Raw genomic sequence first — 15,217 nt, forward strand, 5'->3', positions numbered from 1 at the left:
TGCCAACTTGTTAATCAACAATATATTTAAAGTTGACGCAAACGTAAAGGTAAATTAACATCATTTTAAAGACGTCATCACATCGTCTTCACTGTTAACACATAGTCTTCACTGTAAAAGGAATCTAACGTGAAAATACTAGTGCCAATCAAAAGGGTCATTGATCCCTACGTTAAAGTTCGCGTGAAAGCGGACCATAGCGATGTTGAAACCAATAACGTCAAGATGACGATTAATCCATTTTGCGAAATAGCCGTTGAAGAAGCCGTACGACTAAAGGAGCAAGGTATTGCAGATGAAGTCATCGTTGTCAGTGCCGGCGGTAGCCAGTGTCAGGAGCAACTACGTACCGCGCTTGCATTAGGCGCCGATCGCGCTATTCATGTCGATACTGAAGACAAAATAGAGCCATTAGTTGTTGCTAAGCTGCTCAAAGCTCTAGTTGAGCAAGAACAAGCACAGCTTGTGATTACGGGTAAACAATCCATTGATACGGACAACAACCAAGTGGCTCAGATGCTGGCCGCCCTACTTGACTGGCCTCAAGCAACTTTCGCTTCCGACGTGAAGATTGAAGATCAAAAAGTTCAGGTCGTGAGAGAAGTGGACGGCGGCTTGATGACAGTCGCGATGAACTTACCTGCGGTGATCAGTACTGACTTACGCCTGAATGAACCGCGTTTTGCCTCTTTGCCTAATATCATGAAAGCTAAGCGCAAGCCGTTAGATACCATCACACCTGACAGTCTGGGTGTTGAAGTGGTATTTAGCCAAACCATTCAAGAAGTCACACCGCCAGCGCAAAGAAAAGGTGGCATCAAGGTTGAATCTGTCTCAGAGCTTCTCGATAAGCTGCGTAACGAAGCGAAGGTGATTTCATGAAGAACTTAATCATAGCAGAGCATGACAATAACCAATTGCATGCGGACACACTCAAAGTGGTTAATGCAGCAAAACAAGTCAGCCAAGACAATGTTTTGATCGTAGTGGGCCACCAGTGTGAAGAAGTCGCTCAGCAAGCTTGTCGCGTTGATGGTATATCAAACGTAATTTGTGTCGATGATGAGCAACTTAAGCATCAATTTGCCGAGAGTATCGCACCTATTGTAGTGAGTATTGCTGAAGGTTTTGACGCAATCTGGGCTAGCTCATCATCAAAAGGGAAAGACCTTGCACCTCGAGTAGCTGCGAAGTTCGGCGTTGGGCAAATTTCCGATATTGTCCAAGTTATCGATGAAAACACTTTTATCCGCCCTATTTACGCAGGAAACGCATTTGCCAAAGTGACCACCAGCGACAAGGTTCGCGTCATCACCGTGCGCGCGTCTGCGTTTGAGCCGGTTACTTGTCACAACCAAGCTGATATTAAGCATCAGCAGGTCACTATCTCAGCTCCAATGGTTGAATTAGTTTCTGTCGATAAAACCGTGTCAGAACGTCCTGAATTAAGCGCGGCAGAGGTGGTTGTGTCAGGTGGACGCGGGGTCGGTAGCAAAGAGAACTTCGCGTTGATCGAACAAGTTGCCGATAAACTAGGTGCTGCCATTGGCGCTTCTCGCGCGGCGGTTGATGCCGGGTTTGTTGCCAACGACTTACAAGTGGGTCAAACCGGTAAAATCGTTGCACCTAAGCTTTATATAGCGGTTGGGATTTCCGGTGCCATCCAGCATCTTGCAGGAATGAAGGAATCCAAAGTGATTGTCGCGATCAACAAAGATCCAGAATCTCCTATCTTTGAAGTTGCCGACTATGGATTGGTTGGTGATTTATTTGAGGTACTACCTCAGCTTGCCGAACAACTTTAAACGATCAGATAAGGGGCGAACACTGCTATGTTCGCCTCTTTATTTTGTTTTTGGTCATATTCAAAAGAATTGAAATTAGAGGGACCTATGCCAAATTCTGCACCTATTTGGTCACCATCTGCTGAGCGCGTCAGCAATAGCAACTTATTACGGTTCATCGAAAAGGTTAATAAAGACAAAGCCGAAGGTACCGTAATCAACAATTACACGTCTCTACACCAGTGGTCCATTGAGCACAATGATGAATTTTGGCGACATACTTGGCAGTTTTGCAACGTAATCGGAGATATGGGTTCGCAAGTCAAGAGCCTTGGCAGTCCCAAATGGACACCAACAGGTTCTAATCATCATCATGTAAATAGAGACACAGTATGGTTTGCTGACGCCACGCTGAACTACGCAGAGAACCTCCTATCTCAGGCTGAACAATCACCAGAGCGTGAGTTTATTGTTTTTAGCAATGAAAGCGGTGAACACCGACAACTCACCGGTAAACAGTTGCTTGAACAAGTTTCTGCCATTCAACAATGGCTACTCAATTGTGGTGTCGGTAAAGGCGATGTCGTTGCGGGTTATTTGCCCTACCTTCCTGAAACCGTTATTGCCATGCTGGCCACCACCAGTCTTGGTGCCATTTGGACTTCAACCTCTCCTGATTTTGGTATCGATAGCGTCGTAGAGCGTTTTGGTCAGGTCAAACCGAAAGTTCTTTTTTGCTGTGATGGCTACCAGTTCGGAGGCAAAGCTTTCGATATGACGAACAAGAACACCACTCTTAGTAGTAAGTTAAGCAGTGCCTCCGAAGAGACTACTATTAGCGTATGCCAAATCGAATATTTACAAAACGCTGAGAGTGCTAGCACTTCTGAGTTTGTTTCTTGGTCCGATATTACTCACCACTTTTCTCCACAATCAATTCAATATCAACCAACGCTGTTTAATGACCCGTTATTCATTTTGTATTCTTCTGGTACAACAGGTCAACCTAAATGTATTGTCCATTCCGCAGGCGGTACCTTGCTCAATCACCTCAAAGAACATCAACTGCATTGCGACATCAAATCGCAAGACAAGGTTTTCTACTACACAACATGTGGTTGGATGATGTGGAACTGGCATGTTTCCGCTCTTGCGAGTGGTGCAGCCTTAGTGATTTACGACGGTAGTCCGGTTTACCCTGATCACTCCATCTTATGGCAATTAGCAGAAGAACATAGCGTGTCGCTGTTTGGTACTTCAGCGAAATACTTAGAAGCACTGGAACAGGCAAACTGCTCTCCAAAACTAGAACATAACCTGAAGTCACTCAAAACTCTTTGCTCAACTGGTTCGGTGCTTTACCCAGAACAATTTAGTTATGTCTATCAGCACATCAAGCAGGACTTGCATCTCGCTTCTATCGCTGGCGGCACGGATATTTGCGGATGCTTTGTACTGGGAAACCCTATCTCACCAGTTTACAAAGGTGAATGCCAAGGCGCAGGGCTGGGAATCGACGTGCGTGTTTTGGACGACGAGGGAAAAACCATTACACAGCAACGCGGCGAACTAACTTGCAATAACTCACTACCTAACTTCCCTATTGGCTTCTGGCACGACAACGGCGAACGCTATCACAACACTTATTGGAGCAAGTTTACCGATATCTGGCACCATGGCGACGATGTGATGCAAACCGAACATGGCGGCTTCATTTTTTATGGCCGTAGTGACGCAACCTTAAATCCAGGCGGCGTACGCATCGGTACCGCTGAAATCTATCAGCAAGTGAACACGTTACCCGAGGTTGAAGACTCCATCGCTGTCGGCAAGTTAAACCAGCAGTCTGAAGAAATCTGGTTACTAGTAAAACTCGCTCACAACGTCGAGTTAACCCAACAACTCACCGATTCAATTCGCCAAACATTGAAAACAAAATGTTCACCGCGCCATGTCCCACGACAAATTTTTGCCATCAGTGATATTCCTAAAACGCGCTCAGGCAAATTGGTTGAGCTAGCAGTGAAACAATTGGTAAACGGACAAGCTGTAAAAAACATTGGTGCTATTGCTAACCCAGAAGTGCTGGAAGAAATTAAAACGCTTTTCAACATAGAAAGTGGCGCCACTGTCAATTAGAGACTCAACAAGTCTTCCAACAATACAGACGGGTATAACCTAACTGTATTTTTAGCTCGCTCGATAACTCCTCCCCACTTTCGTGGAAACTGCGCGAAATATGCTTCATGTACACAAAAAAGGTGAGATAATTATATCTCACCTTTGAGCCATATGAGCTGGAGCATTAGTTTGGGGGTTAAGCTTTTATCAGTTGGCTCATATCTTCGCGAACTTGTGGCACCGTTAAACCAACGATGATTTGAAGGCTCTCTTGATTTCTAACAATATTCACCGCTCCGTGCTGTGTGAAAAATGCGTTCTCCTTTACAAGAGAGACATCTTTAACTTTAACACGCAAACGCGTCGCGCAATTAGTTAACAATTCAATGTTTTCTTTTCCACCCAGACCTTCAATAAAGGCACTAGCTTGTGACGGACTTGCGCTACTGTTATGGACCGCTTTCGCTTCTTTGTAGTCAGCTTTGGAATACAACTTACTATCTGCACCTTCACGTCCCGGAGTAAGTATGTTGTATTTTAAAATAAGCGCGCGAAACGTAACAAAGTAAACACCAGTAAACATGAGACCAATAATAATCTGAATCACGTATGTTCCTGCATGGTTACCAGCCAAAGGCAACCAGTTTTGGAAAATGAAGTCTATCAAGCCAGTCTGAAAGTTACCGGAAACACCAAACATAAAGGCGATCGTTGCCATTGTCGCAGATAACAACGCATGCAAAGCAAACAGCGCAGGTGCGATAAATAAGAATGTAAACTCTATTGGTTCGGTGATCCCTGTAAGAATTGCTGTGATTGCGGCTCCGAGCACTAACCCCATCACCATCTTTTTATTTTCTTTTTTCGCAACTGAATAGAGTGCTAGTGCGATACCCGTACAACCAAACACTTTACCCATTCCCGTCAACATCAAACCACCCTGAGGAAATTGTGTCGTTAAACTTTCCGAGCTCTGGGCGAATGTCTGTATATTTTGAATCCAATAGGAAACCGTTCCGCCATCGACTGCAACAGGCCCATAAAAAACGGGACCATATACGAAATGATGCAACCCCGTTGGTATCATGATTCGCTCTAAAAACGTAAATAGCCATACCCCTAACGATCCAGCAGAAACCAAAAATGATTGCAGATTGTTAATACCATGCTGAATACTTGGCCAAGTCAAACAAGTTAGAATTGCCATCACGACCATAATTGGGAAGCTAATGATCACAACCAATGGCGTTCCGCCAAATACAGCCGCCCAATCCGGTAGCTTTTTATCAAAGAATCGGTTGTGAACCCAAACAGAGAGACTTGCAATTAAAATCGCACCTAGCAAGTTGGTATCAAGCGTTAGAATGCCACCAACTTCAGTCAAACCTCGCTCACCTTCCGTATAGTTAACGCCCAGTTCTGGCCCCCAAAATTGAAGGATTCCACCAATAACGTAGTTATACGTAATGTAGGAAACAAGTGTTGCAAGTACAGCGCGACCAGATGCTTTTTTAGCTAAAGCGATAGGTAACCCAACGGCAAAAATAAGTGCCATATTTTTAAATACAGCGAGAGATGCCTGTAAAATGATCGTCGAGACTTTAACCCAAGCACTCCCCTCTAGTGCCCAAGGAAACACTTCTTGATTTAACAGCACAACAGAGAAACCCAATAACATGCCCGCTGCTGGAAATAATAGAACGGGTACAAACATCGCGGCCCCGAACCTTTGAATAATGTCTTTCATATAAACCTCTTGTTTCATTCACGGAGCCTACAAGGAGGCCCCGAACGTCCAGTTGTTATTGAAAAAATTGAGGAAGGTAGGCTTTATTTTCTTCTAGTAATTGTTTTGTTATTTCTTTAGCTTTTGGCACATTAACCACGGTACGGTTAAGTGTGAGTGCATTAATCAGCTTTTGCTGACTTCCTTCGTACCAAGCATCCACGACTAATTTCTCGTAACCAAGTTGGCTTTCAATCATGGCTTTTTGGAAGGTTGGGATTTTTCCTACAGTAAAAGCTTTCGGTCCATCACTAGTTAGCGCAGCTGGAACTTCTACCATGGCGTCATTTTGTAAATTTGTAATAGCACCATTATTCGGTACGATGACGAGATACACATCGCTCAAGTTGTAGGCTAGCGAAGCCGCGACTCTCACCATGTATCGACCATGGATATCGGCATGCAGTGTTTCGTGCTTCGTGGTGCCCGCTTCAATTATTCTTGCGTTCAATTCGAACACTCGTTTCTCACGGCCGTTAATTACCTGCCTTGCGCGGGTATTGTTGATATCCTCTTTCGCCACCATTTTTTCAGGGTACAAATAGTACTGAAGATACGTATTCGGCAAAAACTCTGGATTATCAACAAGCATTGTTCTCATGTTTTTGAATGTGGCTTGCCACGATGGGTCATCCGCTATTTCCGCATCAACCGCACTGATCCCTTCTTTTAGGATGATATTTTTAATTTTGTCCGTTAAGTCTTCACCCTGTTTGTTACGAATTTTGGTAAACCAGCCATAGTGATTAAGCCCAAAATATTCAGGAACGAAGTCCCAAATTTCACATCCTAACAATTGCGCATAGCTGACCATAATCGCTGCTGGCATATCACAGATATTTAGAATTCGCTTATCATGCGGAAATTCACGATTTAAAGCTTCAGCGACAATTGCCGCCGGGTTGGTGTAATTAAGAATCCACGCATCTGGACACGTTTGTCGGATCTCGTTCACTAGCTGGATCATGTCGCCGATAGAGCGAAGTCCATATGCCATTCCTCCCGCGCCACATGTCTCTTGCCCAACACAAGAGTTGGATAGCGGGATCTGTTCATCGCGCTCGCGCATGGCCAACCCACCAGTGCGGATCTGTATAAAGAAAAAGTCCGAATCTGAGAATGCGACAGATTTATCCGTTGTATAAACAAACTCTTCAACTTCTGGATAGTGTTCTCGCAATAGAATTTCAGTAGCTAATGCATTCGACTCTTGGCGTTTCTCATCTATGTCGTAAAACACGACTTTTGCGAGTGGAAAGTTATCTTTTTCAGCAATAAGGCTGTTCATCATACCAAGTGTGTATGTACTGCCAGCACCAACAATCGTTAATTTTTGACGTTTCATTCCGCTACCTCAAATGTTTACCCTGCAAATGTATAAAATAAGTATTAATACTTTTATGATACATTTAAAGTGTAAGCACAAAGATACGAGATAAAAATCACACAAAGATCCTAAGGAAAAGTATTAACTACATCTCAGATCACATTCTTGCTATCATGATCCAAGACTTAGCGAGGTATTATGAAACCCAAATACATAGACATTGCGGAACGATTAGAAAAAAAGATCAAAGATGGGGAACTACAACCTAAATCGATGCTTCCAAAAGAGAGTGATTTGCAAGAAGAGTTTTCCGTAAGCCGCGTAACCATCAGAAAAAGCTTACAAATTCTGGTCGACAATAATTTAATTAGTCGGACAAGAGGTAGTGGAACTTATGTAAACGATCTAAAAGCCCAACATGATGCCTTACATTTGCTGGGTTTTATCGAGGAAGTCAGTAAACAGGGGAAAACGCCTAGCTCTCAAGTCATAAAGTTCGAACTTAAAAAGCCGAATGAGCAGGTTGCTAAGCAGTTAAATCTCTCGCCCAATGATGATACATATGAAATACATAGACTCAGATGTATTAATGATGAGCCTGAAATTTACGAAGTCACTCATATGCCAGCAATGTTATTTCCAGACTTGAGCATAGCCATAATGAATGGTTCTAAATATGAGTACATTGAAAATAGCAAAGGATTGAAAATTGCGAAAAGCAGTCAGTCTGTCAAACCGTATTTGTTAGATACAGAGACGGCCTCATACCTGAATGAATCAGAAGCTTCCCCTATTCTAAAAGTTGAGTCCACTGGTTACCTAGAAGATGGTCGTGCATTTGAATATACCGTCAATTACTTCCGACTTCATCAATACAGCTTCGAGTTTATTTCAACTAGGACGTAGTACTATTCGACGCTAATGGTTAATCATTGCGCCAAATCTTATATCCGACCTCTCGCATTGCTCTGCCGAGCAGGTGGGAGGCGACTGGCGCAGTGAGAACGATAAACAACATCGTACCGATAACCCGAGAGATCACGGTAACTTCAGGGAGTGAGAAAGCGACCGCTAATAACAAGCAGCTCACTCCGACAGTTCCAGCTTTGGTCGCTGCATGCATTCGGGTATACAAATCAGGAAGCCTCAGGACACCTAGACTTGCAACCAAGGTCAACAATGTTCCTAAGCATAAAAATAGTCCAATCAACACGTCCATTATTCTTTCTCCTTTCTTTTAACGATCAAACGTGCAAATGCGATCGTGCCGAGAAATGCGACCAAACCTAATGTAATGGCGATGTCTAACAGAGCGTCCTCACCGCTGTCTAAGGTGTAAACCGTAATAAATCCGATAGTGATAAATGAAATCAGATCTAACGCCACAACTCGATCAGCTAGCGTTGGTCCTAGAATTAAACGAGCAAAAGCCATAACAAAGCTGAGTAGTAGCCCAGAATAGGCAAAAGTGACCGTTATTTGCAGCCAACTATCCACGCGTCACCTCCAAAATTCGATGCTCTAACCCATCTTTAATTCCGCGAATAACCTCTTCATGTTCAGGTGCAAACATGGCATGAACGATAAGATACTTTTTATCAGCCGTAACATCCAAACTAAGCGTACCCGGTGTTAAAGAAACCATGTTCGCCAGTAATGTGATTTCTAGGTCAGAATCGACCTCCAGAGGGACATAAACGATATCAGGCTGACTCAAATGAGTAGGTGTCACGACGTCCCACACCACTTTCGCAACCGATATAACCATTTCATAAGCGAAGTACACCAATAACTTCAATGCAGATGCAAAACGTTGAAAATAGCTCGTTTTCAATCCAAATGGTTGACTCAACCTTAAAGCAAAAAAGCCGACCGTAAATCCGACAACAAAATTCAGACTCGAATAGCTGCCATTAAGCATCATCCACGCTAACGCTAAGAAAAAATTGAGGAATAGATAGATCATGCATTTCCTCCTAACACCACTCTGATGTATTCAGTCGGATTTAACAGTTGTTCTGCAGCTTGAACGGAAAATTGATAAAAAGGCTCCGCCACTAAGCCAATGATTAGCGTCAACGTTGTCAATACAATAATTGGAACGCAGTACAACCAATGTACTTTGGCCTGCAGAGTCTGTTCTGGCTTCTCTCTAAATGGCTTTTTCCAAAATGCCTCACTCCAAATTTTCGTCATCGAGTAGACAGTAAGCAACCCCACCAATAACGCGGTACCTGCTAACCAGTAATACTCAGCCTGTATGCTCGACTTGATGACCAATAGCTTTCCCCAGAAACCCGATAGCGGTGGGAAACCGGCCAGAGAAAACGCAGGGACAAGAAACAAGAACGCTAACCAAGGCATAGCTTTGTATACCCCACCCAAATGTTCAAGTTGACTAGAGCCATATTTGCGCTCGATGAATCCACCTATTAAGAACAAATTCGCTTTTACAATGATGTGATGAACAATGTAGAAAATGGCACCGGCTAAAGCTAAGGGAGTGTAAATAGCCAACCCCATGATCATATAGCCTATTTGGCTAATAATATGAAAAGAAAGAATTTTCTTAATGTCGAATTGGCTAGCCGCTCCTAAAACGCCCGTTAACATGGTTAGCCCTGCGACCCAAATTAACGTCGGTTGCCAACCACTCTCGGCGAGCGGAAATACCAAGGTAAAGACTCTTATCAACGCGTATACACCGACTTTAGTAAGCAACGCGGCAAACAGTGCCACCACACCGCTTGGTAACGTGTGATAAGAAGCTGGCAACCAAGCAAATAAAGGAAAGAGTGCCGCTTTAATAGAAAAGGCAAACAAAAATAGCGCGGACAGCATCATGTTGATGCTCAATTCATTTTCCCCTACTTTGGTGTAGAGATCGGCCAAGTTCAAGGTGCCCGTTGCTCCATACAATAAACCGATAGCAAGCAAAAATACCAGCGTCGAAATCAGGTTCAACATCACGTACTTTACTGCACCATCAACTTGAGTTTTCGTTGCATCTAACACCATTAAACCAAATGATGAAATGAGCATGACCTCAAACCAAACATACAGATTAAAAATATCTCCAGTCAGGAAAGCACCATAAACGCCAGCAAGCAACACGTGCATTAACGCATGGTAATTGCTATAGGAGGGCTTTCGGTGAAGGTCCGCCATCGCGTAGAAAACACATATCGCACCAATCACCGCCGTTATCATCACCATAGCAACGCTGAGGTAATCTGCGACAAACACGATACCAAATGGCGCACTCCACTGACCAAAAGCAACGGCTTGAATACCATTACTTATGATGTTTTCTGTGAGAAAGCCCGCAACGAAAAGGTTCGAAATCGCACTTACACCGCTCAACCACTCAACACTTTTTGTTGAGCGACGGACGAAGAAGATAGTCAACGCCGTACTCAGCGAGAGAACAACCGGTAACGTAAGCAAAATCGAACTCATTGACCCTCCTCAGAACGTTGCATTTCATCGACGTTTGCAGTTCCAGTGTCTTTATAAGCTCGATAGAACAGCATTAAAGCAAAAATAAGTAGTCCAAAACCGATGACTATCGCAGTTAAGATAAGCGCTTGAGGTAAAGGATTTGCCGCGCTATCTGGTGGTAAAAGAGCATTATCGCCAATCAATGGCGGCTCTCCGGGCGTCAGCCTTCCAGCGGTAAAAATAGCAAGGTTAACCGCACTACTGAGTAACATGATGCCGAACAAAAGGCGCAAGATATGCTTTTCAAGCATTAAATAAACACCTGCTGCGACAAATACTCCAACGACAACACTCCAGACTATTTCCATCACTCTAGCTCCTCATTAATACGAAGCAGCATACCCATCACGCCACCTATAACGGCAAGGTAAACACCAACATCAAAAACCAATGGCGTCCCTAGTGGTATCACGTCTTTCCACCACAGTCCGGTCAAAAACGGTTTATCAAACGCAAAGCTCAAAGCACCAGAAACTAAGCTCAATGCGATGCCAGATAACGCAATGAGAAACGGTTTGAAATACAACCTAGAACGAACGTATTTCGGTGATTCCGCGAACATGAGAAGTGATAAACCAATAACGGCAATCAACGCACCAATAAAGCCACCACCCGGTTCGTTATGACCACGTAACAACAGATACACTGAAAATACGAGCATGAGTGCCGAAACAATGTGTGCCGTGGTTGCAAAAATTAATGATTGGATACGATTTTGCTTTTTCGCTCTTGTCTTAAGCAAACTCACTGCAGCAATCCCTGCAATAACAACGACAACAACTTCTCCCAATGTATCAAATGCGCGAAAGTCGACCAGAATAACGTTAACAATGTTTCGCCCATGTCCACCCGGGACACTGTTTTCTGCAAAGAAATCTGACACCGAAGAGTCCATCGGCTGAGACGTGATTCCTAACAAAAGTAAAGTAACCGAAACACCTATCACACCTGCTATGCAAATATTCGCTACTTTACGTTTTATTGAATGCTTAGGCACGGTGGTTAGACGTGGCATATGACGCATTAACAATGCAAGAAAGACCACCATTAATGTTTCCACTAACAGTAAAGTCTTCGCAACGTCCGGGGCGCTATAAATCATAAAAACAAGCGTGGTCATGAAGCCAATCATACCAAGCGCAGAAATCGCAAGAAGTCTTGCGTGGGACAACGTACATACGAGCGCAGCACCAATCAACAATAAGGCAATACCAATCTCATAGAAAGTGACACTTGAAAGTTCGCCAACCAAAGGCAGAGGAATAAGCGCTACCTGACTCAGTAACGCAACGGCAAGTACCGTGAAAAATAATAGGACATAGCGACTCAATTTCTTTTGCTGTAACCGCGCCGTTTGCCACTTCGCCACTGTCATCATGCCATCTAATAGTCGTTCAAAAATATTCTCCGCTTTGGGGACGAATAGATGTAGCCGCTGAAAAAATGCAGACACAGTAGGATAAACACGGTACACCACATACCCCAACGCTAGCGTAATAACGCTTAACACTAACGGTACATTCACGCCATGCCATAGTGATGTCTCTTTAAGAGTTGCTGTGGGCAGAATGTCAGCAGAGCCCGGAAAAATAATATTGCGATCTAACCAATTCAAACCGAATAACGGAACTAGGAGGCTGCCAACTGCCAAGAGCAAAGGCGAGATCCACATGGCTTTTTTTGTCTCAACTGGCTTAGTTTCAATCGGCGCGAGATCACGGCGAGCAAAGAATGGTCTCGCAATAAGCATAATGGTTAGCGCGACCATCAGTATATTCACGATTAATAGTACAAAGGCGATCCAGTTATTGAGCTCTACTGCGGACTTGTACATATATTCTTTGCTCAAAAAGCCTAAAAACGGCGGGAACCCCGCTTTAGACAATGCAGCCAAACTCCCCGCAACCATGCTGATGACGAGAACTGACTTCAGACCGTACAATTGATCAATATCTCGTGTTCCTGTCGCTTTGTCGATATTACCCACCACCATAAACAGCGCAGCTTTATAGAAAGAGTGAGCGAGAATAAACATCAATACTGCACTAACAGCCAAATCTGTGCCCATACCTAGTAATAATGTTAATTTACCCAAAGCAACATTCGTGCTGTAGGCTAGCATCAGCTTCAAGTCAGTTTGTTTTAATGCGACAAATGTGCACCAAATGGCCGTGATACTCCCAGTGATGACTAAAGCATAAAACCAGATCTCGCTGTGGGCATAAACTGGCGATAAACGTGCTAATAGGTAAATGCCTGCCTTTACCATTGTTGCCGAGTGTAAATACGCACTGACCGGAGTGGGAGCTGCCATCGCGTTAGGTAGCCAAAAATGAAACGGGAATTGCGCAGATTTAGTAAATGCACCGAGTAGTATGAGCACTAGAGATGGGATAAACCATTCATGCTGCGCAATAGTGTCTGCCTGCTCGATAATGGTATTTAGCTCATAACTCCCTGCCATTGCTCCCAGCAAGATAAGACCAGCTAGCAACGCTAGTCCACCAGCACCAGTAACAATCAGCGACTGCAAGGCGTTTTTCCGAGACGTTTTATTTTCGTGATTAAACCCGATCAGTAAATAAGAAGTGATGGTGGTGAGTTCCCAGAAAACAAATAACAACAGAATGTTATCGCTCATCACAATCCCTAGCATGGCAAGCATGAATAGGGTTAGATACAAATGAAAGGAAAACCGGCTATCACTTTCTCGTAAATAAGCCAAAGCGTAGATTTGAATCAGTGCGCCAATCCCACTGATCAGTCCCGCAAAAAGAAATGAAAGACCATCTAATCTAAAGCTAAGGTTGATATCGAGGCTTGGTATCCATTCCGCATTCCAGCTCACGCCTGCAGGAGTATAGATATAGAAGAGAAAAGAGAAGATTAAAACTGGCAGCGCAGGGAAAATCAGTAAGACCAACTGATTATCTAGGTTTTTCGGCAGGTTTTCTTTACCCGTTATGTTATTCAACATCGCAGCCCATTCGTTATTATAAGAAGGTACGCCCTATTCGGCGCAAATGACAAACTCCACTGTATTGTTTTAACCCAAGCGCTTCAAAAACGATCATGAAACCAAGGGAAAAGTAGCAAACAGTAATCACTGAGTGCTACTTAGAGGAACGCCGATACAAACCGCTATTTGCTGTCTGCTACGGCATAAGAACGTAGGTCACTACTTACGTGTTCTTGGCTGAATGTATATGGATTATCGTCATCAGCTAACTCGAATGCATCGTAGGTGCAGTCACCGATATCATTTCTCGGACAAACATAAACATTCGAACGTTCTATCATTTCTGTGTGGCATTTCGGGCATAGGTTTTTCATGTCACTCTCCTCTGATAACTTATTGATACATTGATAATTCCATGTTCTAGAGATCCATCTCCCTCCTTTACCTAAAACATCACTTAAACCCAACTTTGTTACACCCCAATTACTGAATCGGTGAGACAAAGCCATCGGGCTTAAGAGCGACCAAACTACAGTTAATCGATTGCAAAATATTTTCAGCCGTATTACCAATGACATAGCCAGATATACCAGTTCTCGCTAAGGTTCCCATTACCAGCACGTCTACCTCAATACTCTCTACGTAATCTGGAATCTTTTCGTCGGGTTTTCCATGCAGGTGGTGAATCACAATTTCACCTGTAATCCCAGACTCCTCCAACAGCTGTTGCAGAGCTTGTTTATGATCGGCTTTTGCTTTGTCGAGTTCATGTTTCAACTCAGCATCATCGACTTGAATCCAAGCGTTACCATTAAGGTAGTTTTCTAAGTAATACTCCCAGCAAGAAATCACGTGTAAACGACTATCGCAGGTGTCGGCTATCGAACGCGATAATTCGAGTAAACGCACGGCTAATGAGTGCTGTTCATCGCTTGCCGTTAATGGGTCGATAGCCACAGCAACACGGCGCTTATCTCTTGGCTTATCAATTGGTCGGTGCAACCAAAGCGGACAAGGGCATTTTCGTAACAGAGTCATATCAATAGCTTTGAAACCCTCAGCACCTTCACCGAGCGGTTCAGCTTCTTTGATGATGAGATCTTTGTTATCAGCTAATGCTTCTTGAATAATACAGACAGCGGGCTTTTCACTGCTTTTCACAGTAAGAGGAAATGCGAGATCCTCTTCAGAGAGTCCCAGCTTCTGTCTGTATTCGTGAATACTTTGTTTGAGGGAGTCTTGCAGCGATTGCTCATAACTTTGCTGATACTGGATCATGTCTGTTGGGAAATCAGGACACGCTATTAGCCCTGAGACAGGCACTTTGTTGCTAGATGCAATCCTCATCGCTTGTTCGAGGGCGTCACTATGGCCTGGCAATCCTTGTGTTGCAAAAAGTATGTTTGCGAATCGTTTCATACACACCTCCTTGTTTGGTTAAATATTAACCACCCACAAAGTATAATACCTAACGGATAATTGTAACGGCTTGTGACGTTGATGAAATCAATTCTCATTAAGAGACGGATATTGCTTCATTTTGTTTTACGTCACACTCTCCTTTCTTCACAACTATCGCCTTCGACCTAAATAAATTCCGCTACCTAAAATTGAGACCAAATAAAAACCCAAATTACTCAAAGTTTTTTCTCACCTTGAGTAACTTGGGTATAAGCAATAACACACTTAGTGTCCGGATTTAAATGGATGACCTAAATTTTCACGCAACTTAGTTTAAA

At 43.6% G+C, this 15,217-nt stretch carries 14 protein-coding genes; 4 read left to right on the plus strand and 10 right to left on the minus strand.

Going from position 1 to position 15,217, the window contains the following annotated elements; genetic code table 11:
• Positions 1-129: 129 nt before the first annotated feature.
• From R8N28_RS02370 to R8N28_RS02380, 3 genes are all read left to right on the plus strand, one after another.
• Complete coding sequence (locus tag R8N28_RS02370; protein WP_005386149.1) at positions 130-882, plus strand: electron transfer flavoprotein subunit beta/FixA family protein; 753 nt, start codon at positions 130-132, stop codon at positions 880-882.
• Positions 879-1,805, plus strand: a complete 927-nt coding sequence (locus tag R8N28_RS02375; protein ID WP_017820355.1) for an electron transfer flavoprotein subunit alpha/FixB family protein — start codon at positions 879-881, stop codon at positions 1,803-1,805. The genes R8N28_RS02370 and R8N28_RS02375 overlap by 4 nt, the downstream gene beginning before the upstream one ends.
• A gap of 87 nt (positions 1,806-1,892) precedes the next feature.
• A complete protein-coding gene (locus R8N28_RS02380) occupies positions 1,893-3,923 on the plus strand; it encodes an acetoacetate--CoA ligase (protein WP_114139527.1) in 2,031 nt (676 codons plus the stop codon).
• 178 nt (positions 3,924-4,101) lie between these two features.
• Here the strand turns inward: R8N28_RS02380 and R8N28_RS02385 are convergent, their stop codons facing one another.
• Entirely contained in the window at positions 4,102-5,652 is a 1,551-nt protein-coding gene (locus R8N28_RS02385) for an alpha-glucoside-specific PTS transporter subunit IIBC (RefSeq protein WP_047101519.1), read from the minus strand.
• A gap of 55 nt (positions 5,653-5,707) precedes the next feature.
• Complete coding sequence (locus R8N28_RS02390) at positions 5,708-7,036, minus strand: 6-phospho-alpha-glucosidase (protein WP_047101299.1); 1,329 nt, start codon at positions 7,034-7,036, stop codon at positions 5,708-5,710.
• Between the two features lie 180 nt (positions 7,037-7,216).
• Here R8N28_RS02390 and R8N28_RS02395 point away from each other — a divergent pair, with 180 nt between their 5' ends.
• Positions 7,217-7,924 carry a GntR family transcriptional regulator gene (locus tag R8N28_RS02395; protein ID WP_047101298.1) on the plus strand — a complete coding sequence of 236 codons (708 nt, stop codon included), beginning with the start codon at positions 7,217-7,219 and terminating at the stop codon, positions 7,922-7,924.
• A 19-nt stretch (positions 7,925-7,943) separates the two neighbouring features.
• Here the strand turns inward: R8N28_RS02395 and mnhG are convergent, their stop codons facing one another.
• The 8 genes from mnhG to R8N28_RS02435 all read right to left on the minus strand — a co-directional run bounded on the left by mnhG (position 7,944) and on the right by R8N28_RS02435 (position 14,897).
• Complete coding sequence (gene mnhG, locus R8N28_RS02400) at positions 7,944-8,237, minus strand: monovalent cation/H(+) antiporter subunit G (protein ID WP_005373314.1); 294 nt, start codon at positions 8,235-8,237, stop codon at positions 7,944-7,946.
• On the minus strand, positions 8,237-8,515 hold the full coding sequence (locus R8N28_RS02405; RefSeq protein WP_005373317.1) for a cation:proton antiporter: 279 nt from the start codon (positions 8,513-8,515) through the stop codon (positions 8,237-8,239). The genes mnhG and R8N28_RS02405 overlap by 1 nt, the downstream gene beginning before the upstream one ends.
• Positions 8,508-8,984 carry a Na+/H+ antiporter subunit E gene (locus R8N28_RS02410; RefSeq protein WP_005373320.1) on the minus strand — a complete coding sequence of 159 codons (477 nt, stop codon included), beginning with the start codon at positions 8,982-8,984 and terminating at the stop codon, positions 8,508-8,510. Before R8N28_RS02410 ends, R8N28_RS02405 begins: the two co-directional genes overlap by 8 nt.
• On the minus strand, positions 8,981-10,477 hold the full coding sequence (locus tag R8N28_RS02415) for a Na+/H+ antiporter subunit D (protein ID WP_053349220.1): 1,497 nt from the start codon (positions 10,475-10,477) through the stop codon (positions 8,981-8,983). Before R8N28_RS02415 ends, R8N28_RS02410 begins: the two co-directional genes overlap by 4 nt.
• On the minus strand, positions 10,474-10,827 hold the full coding sequence (locus R8N28_RS02420) for a Na+/H+ antiporter subunit C (RefSeq protein ID WP_017633704.1): 354 nt from the start codon (positions 10,825-10,827) through the stop codon (positions 10,474-10,476). Before R8N28_RS02420 ends, R8N28_RS02415 begins: the two co-directional genes overlap by 4 nt.
• Positions 10,827-13,496 carry a hydrogen gas-evolving membrane-bound hydrogenase subunit E gene (mbhE, locus tag R8N28_RS02425; protein WP_114139526.1) on the minus strand — a complete coding sequence of 890 codons (2,670 nt, stop codon included), beginning with the start codon at positions 13,494-13,496 and terminating at the stop codon, positions 10,827-10,829. Before mbhE ends, R8N28_RS02420 begins: the two co-directional genes overlap by 1 nt.
• Positions 13,497-13,660: 164 nt before the next feature.
• A complete protein-coding gene (locus R8N28_RS02430) occupies positions 13,661-13,852 on the minus strand; it encodes a hypothetical protein (RefSeq protein ID WP_005373328.1) in 192 nt (63 codons plus the stop codon).
• 109 nt (positions 13,853-13,961) lie between these two features.
• Positions 13,962-14,897 carry a universal stress protein gene (locus R8N28_RS02435; protein WP_005373330.1) on the minus strand — a complete coding sequence of 312 codons (936 nt, stop codon included), beginning with the start codon at positions 14,895-14,897 and terminating at the stop codon, positions 13,962-13,964.
• Positions 14,898-15,217 lie beyond the last annotated feature (320 nt).

The organism is Vibrio sp. Vb1554 (assembly GCF_033344235.1).

What these genes read in the sequence shown, in the direction of transcription:
- R8N28_RS02375 (WP_017820355.1), top strand. Translation starts at nt 879, where the DNA reads ATGAAGAACTTAATCATAGCAGAGCATGACAATAACCAATTGCATGCG.
- R8N28_RS02380 (WP_114139527.1), top strand. Translation starts at nt 1,893, where the DNA reads ATGCCAAATTCTGCACCTATTTGGTCACCATCTGCTGAGCGCGTCAGC.
- R8N28_RS02385 (WP_047101519.1), bottom strand. Translation starts at nt 5,652, where the DNA reads ATGAAAGACATTATTCAAAGGTTCGGGGCCGCGATGTTTGTACCCGTT.
- R8N28_RS02390 (WP_047101299.1), bottom strand. Translation starts at nt 7,036, where the DNA reads ATGAAACGTCAAAAATTAACGATTGTTGGTGCTGGCAGTACATACACA.
- R8N28_RS02395 (WP_047101298.1), top strand. Translation starts at nt 7,217, where the DNA reads ATGAAACCCAAATACATAGACATTGCGGAACGATTAGAAAAAAAGATC.
- mnhG (WP_005373314.1), bottom strand. Translation starts at nt 8,237, where the DNA reads ATGGACGTGTTGATTGGACTATTTTTATGCTTAGGAACATTGTTGACC.
- R8N28_RS02410 (WP_005373320.1), bottom strand. Translation starts at nt 8,984, where the DNA reads ATGATCTATCTATTCCTCAATTTTTTCTTAGCGTTAGCGTGGATGATG.
- R8N28_RS02415 (WP_053349220.1), bottom strand. Translation starts at nt 10,477, where the DNA reads ATGAGTTCGATTTTGCTTACGTTACCGGTTGTTCTCTCGCTGAGTACG.
- R8N28_RS02420 (WP_017633704.1), bottom strand. Translation starts at nt 10,827, where the DNA reads ATGGAAATAGTCTGGAGTGTTGTCGTTGGAGTATTTGTCGCAGCAGGT.
- mbhE (WP_114139526.1), bottom strand. Translation starts at nt 13,496, where the DNA reads ATGTTGAATAACATAACGGGTAAAGAAAACCTGCCGAAAAACCTAGAT.
- R8N28_RS02430 (WP_005373328.1), bottom strand. Translation starts at nt 13,852, where the DNA reads ATGAAAAACCTATGCCCGAAATGCCACACAGAAATGATAGAACGTTCG.
- R8N28_RS02435 (WP_005373330.1), bottom strand. Translation starts at nt 14,897, where the DNA reads ATGAAACGATTCGCAAACATACTTTTTGCAACACAAGGATTGCCAGGC.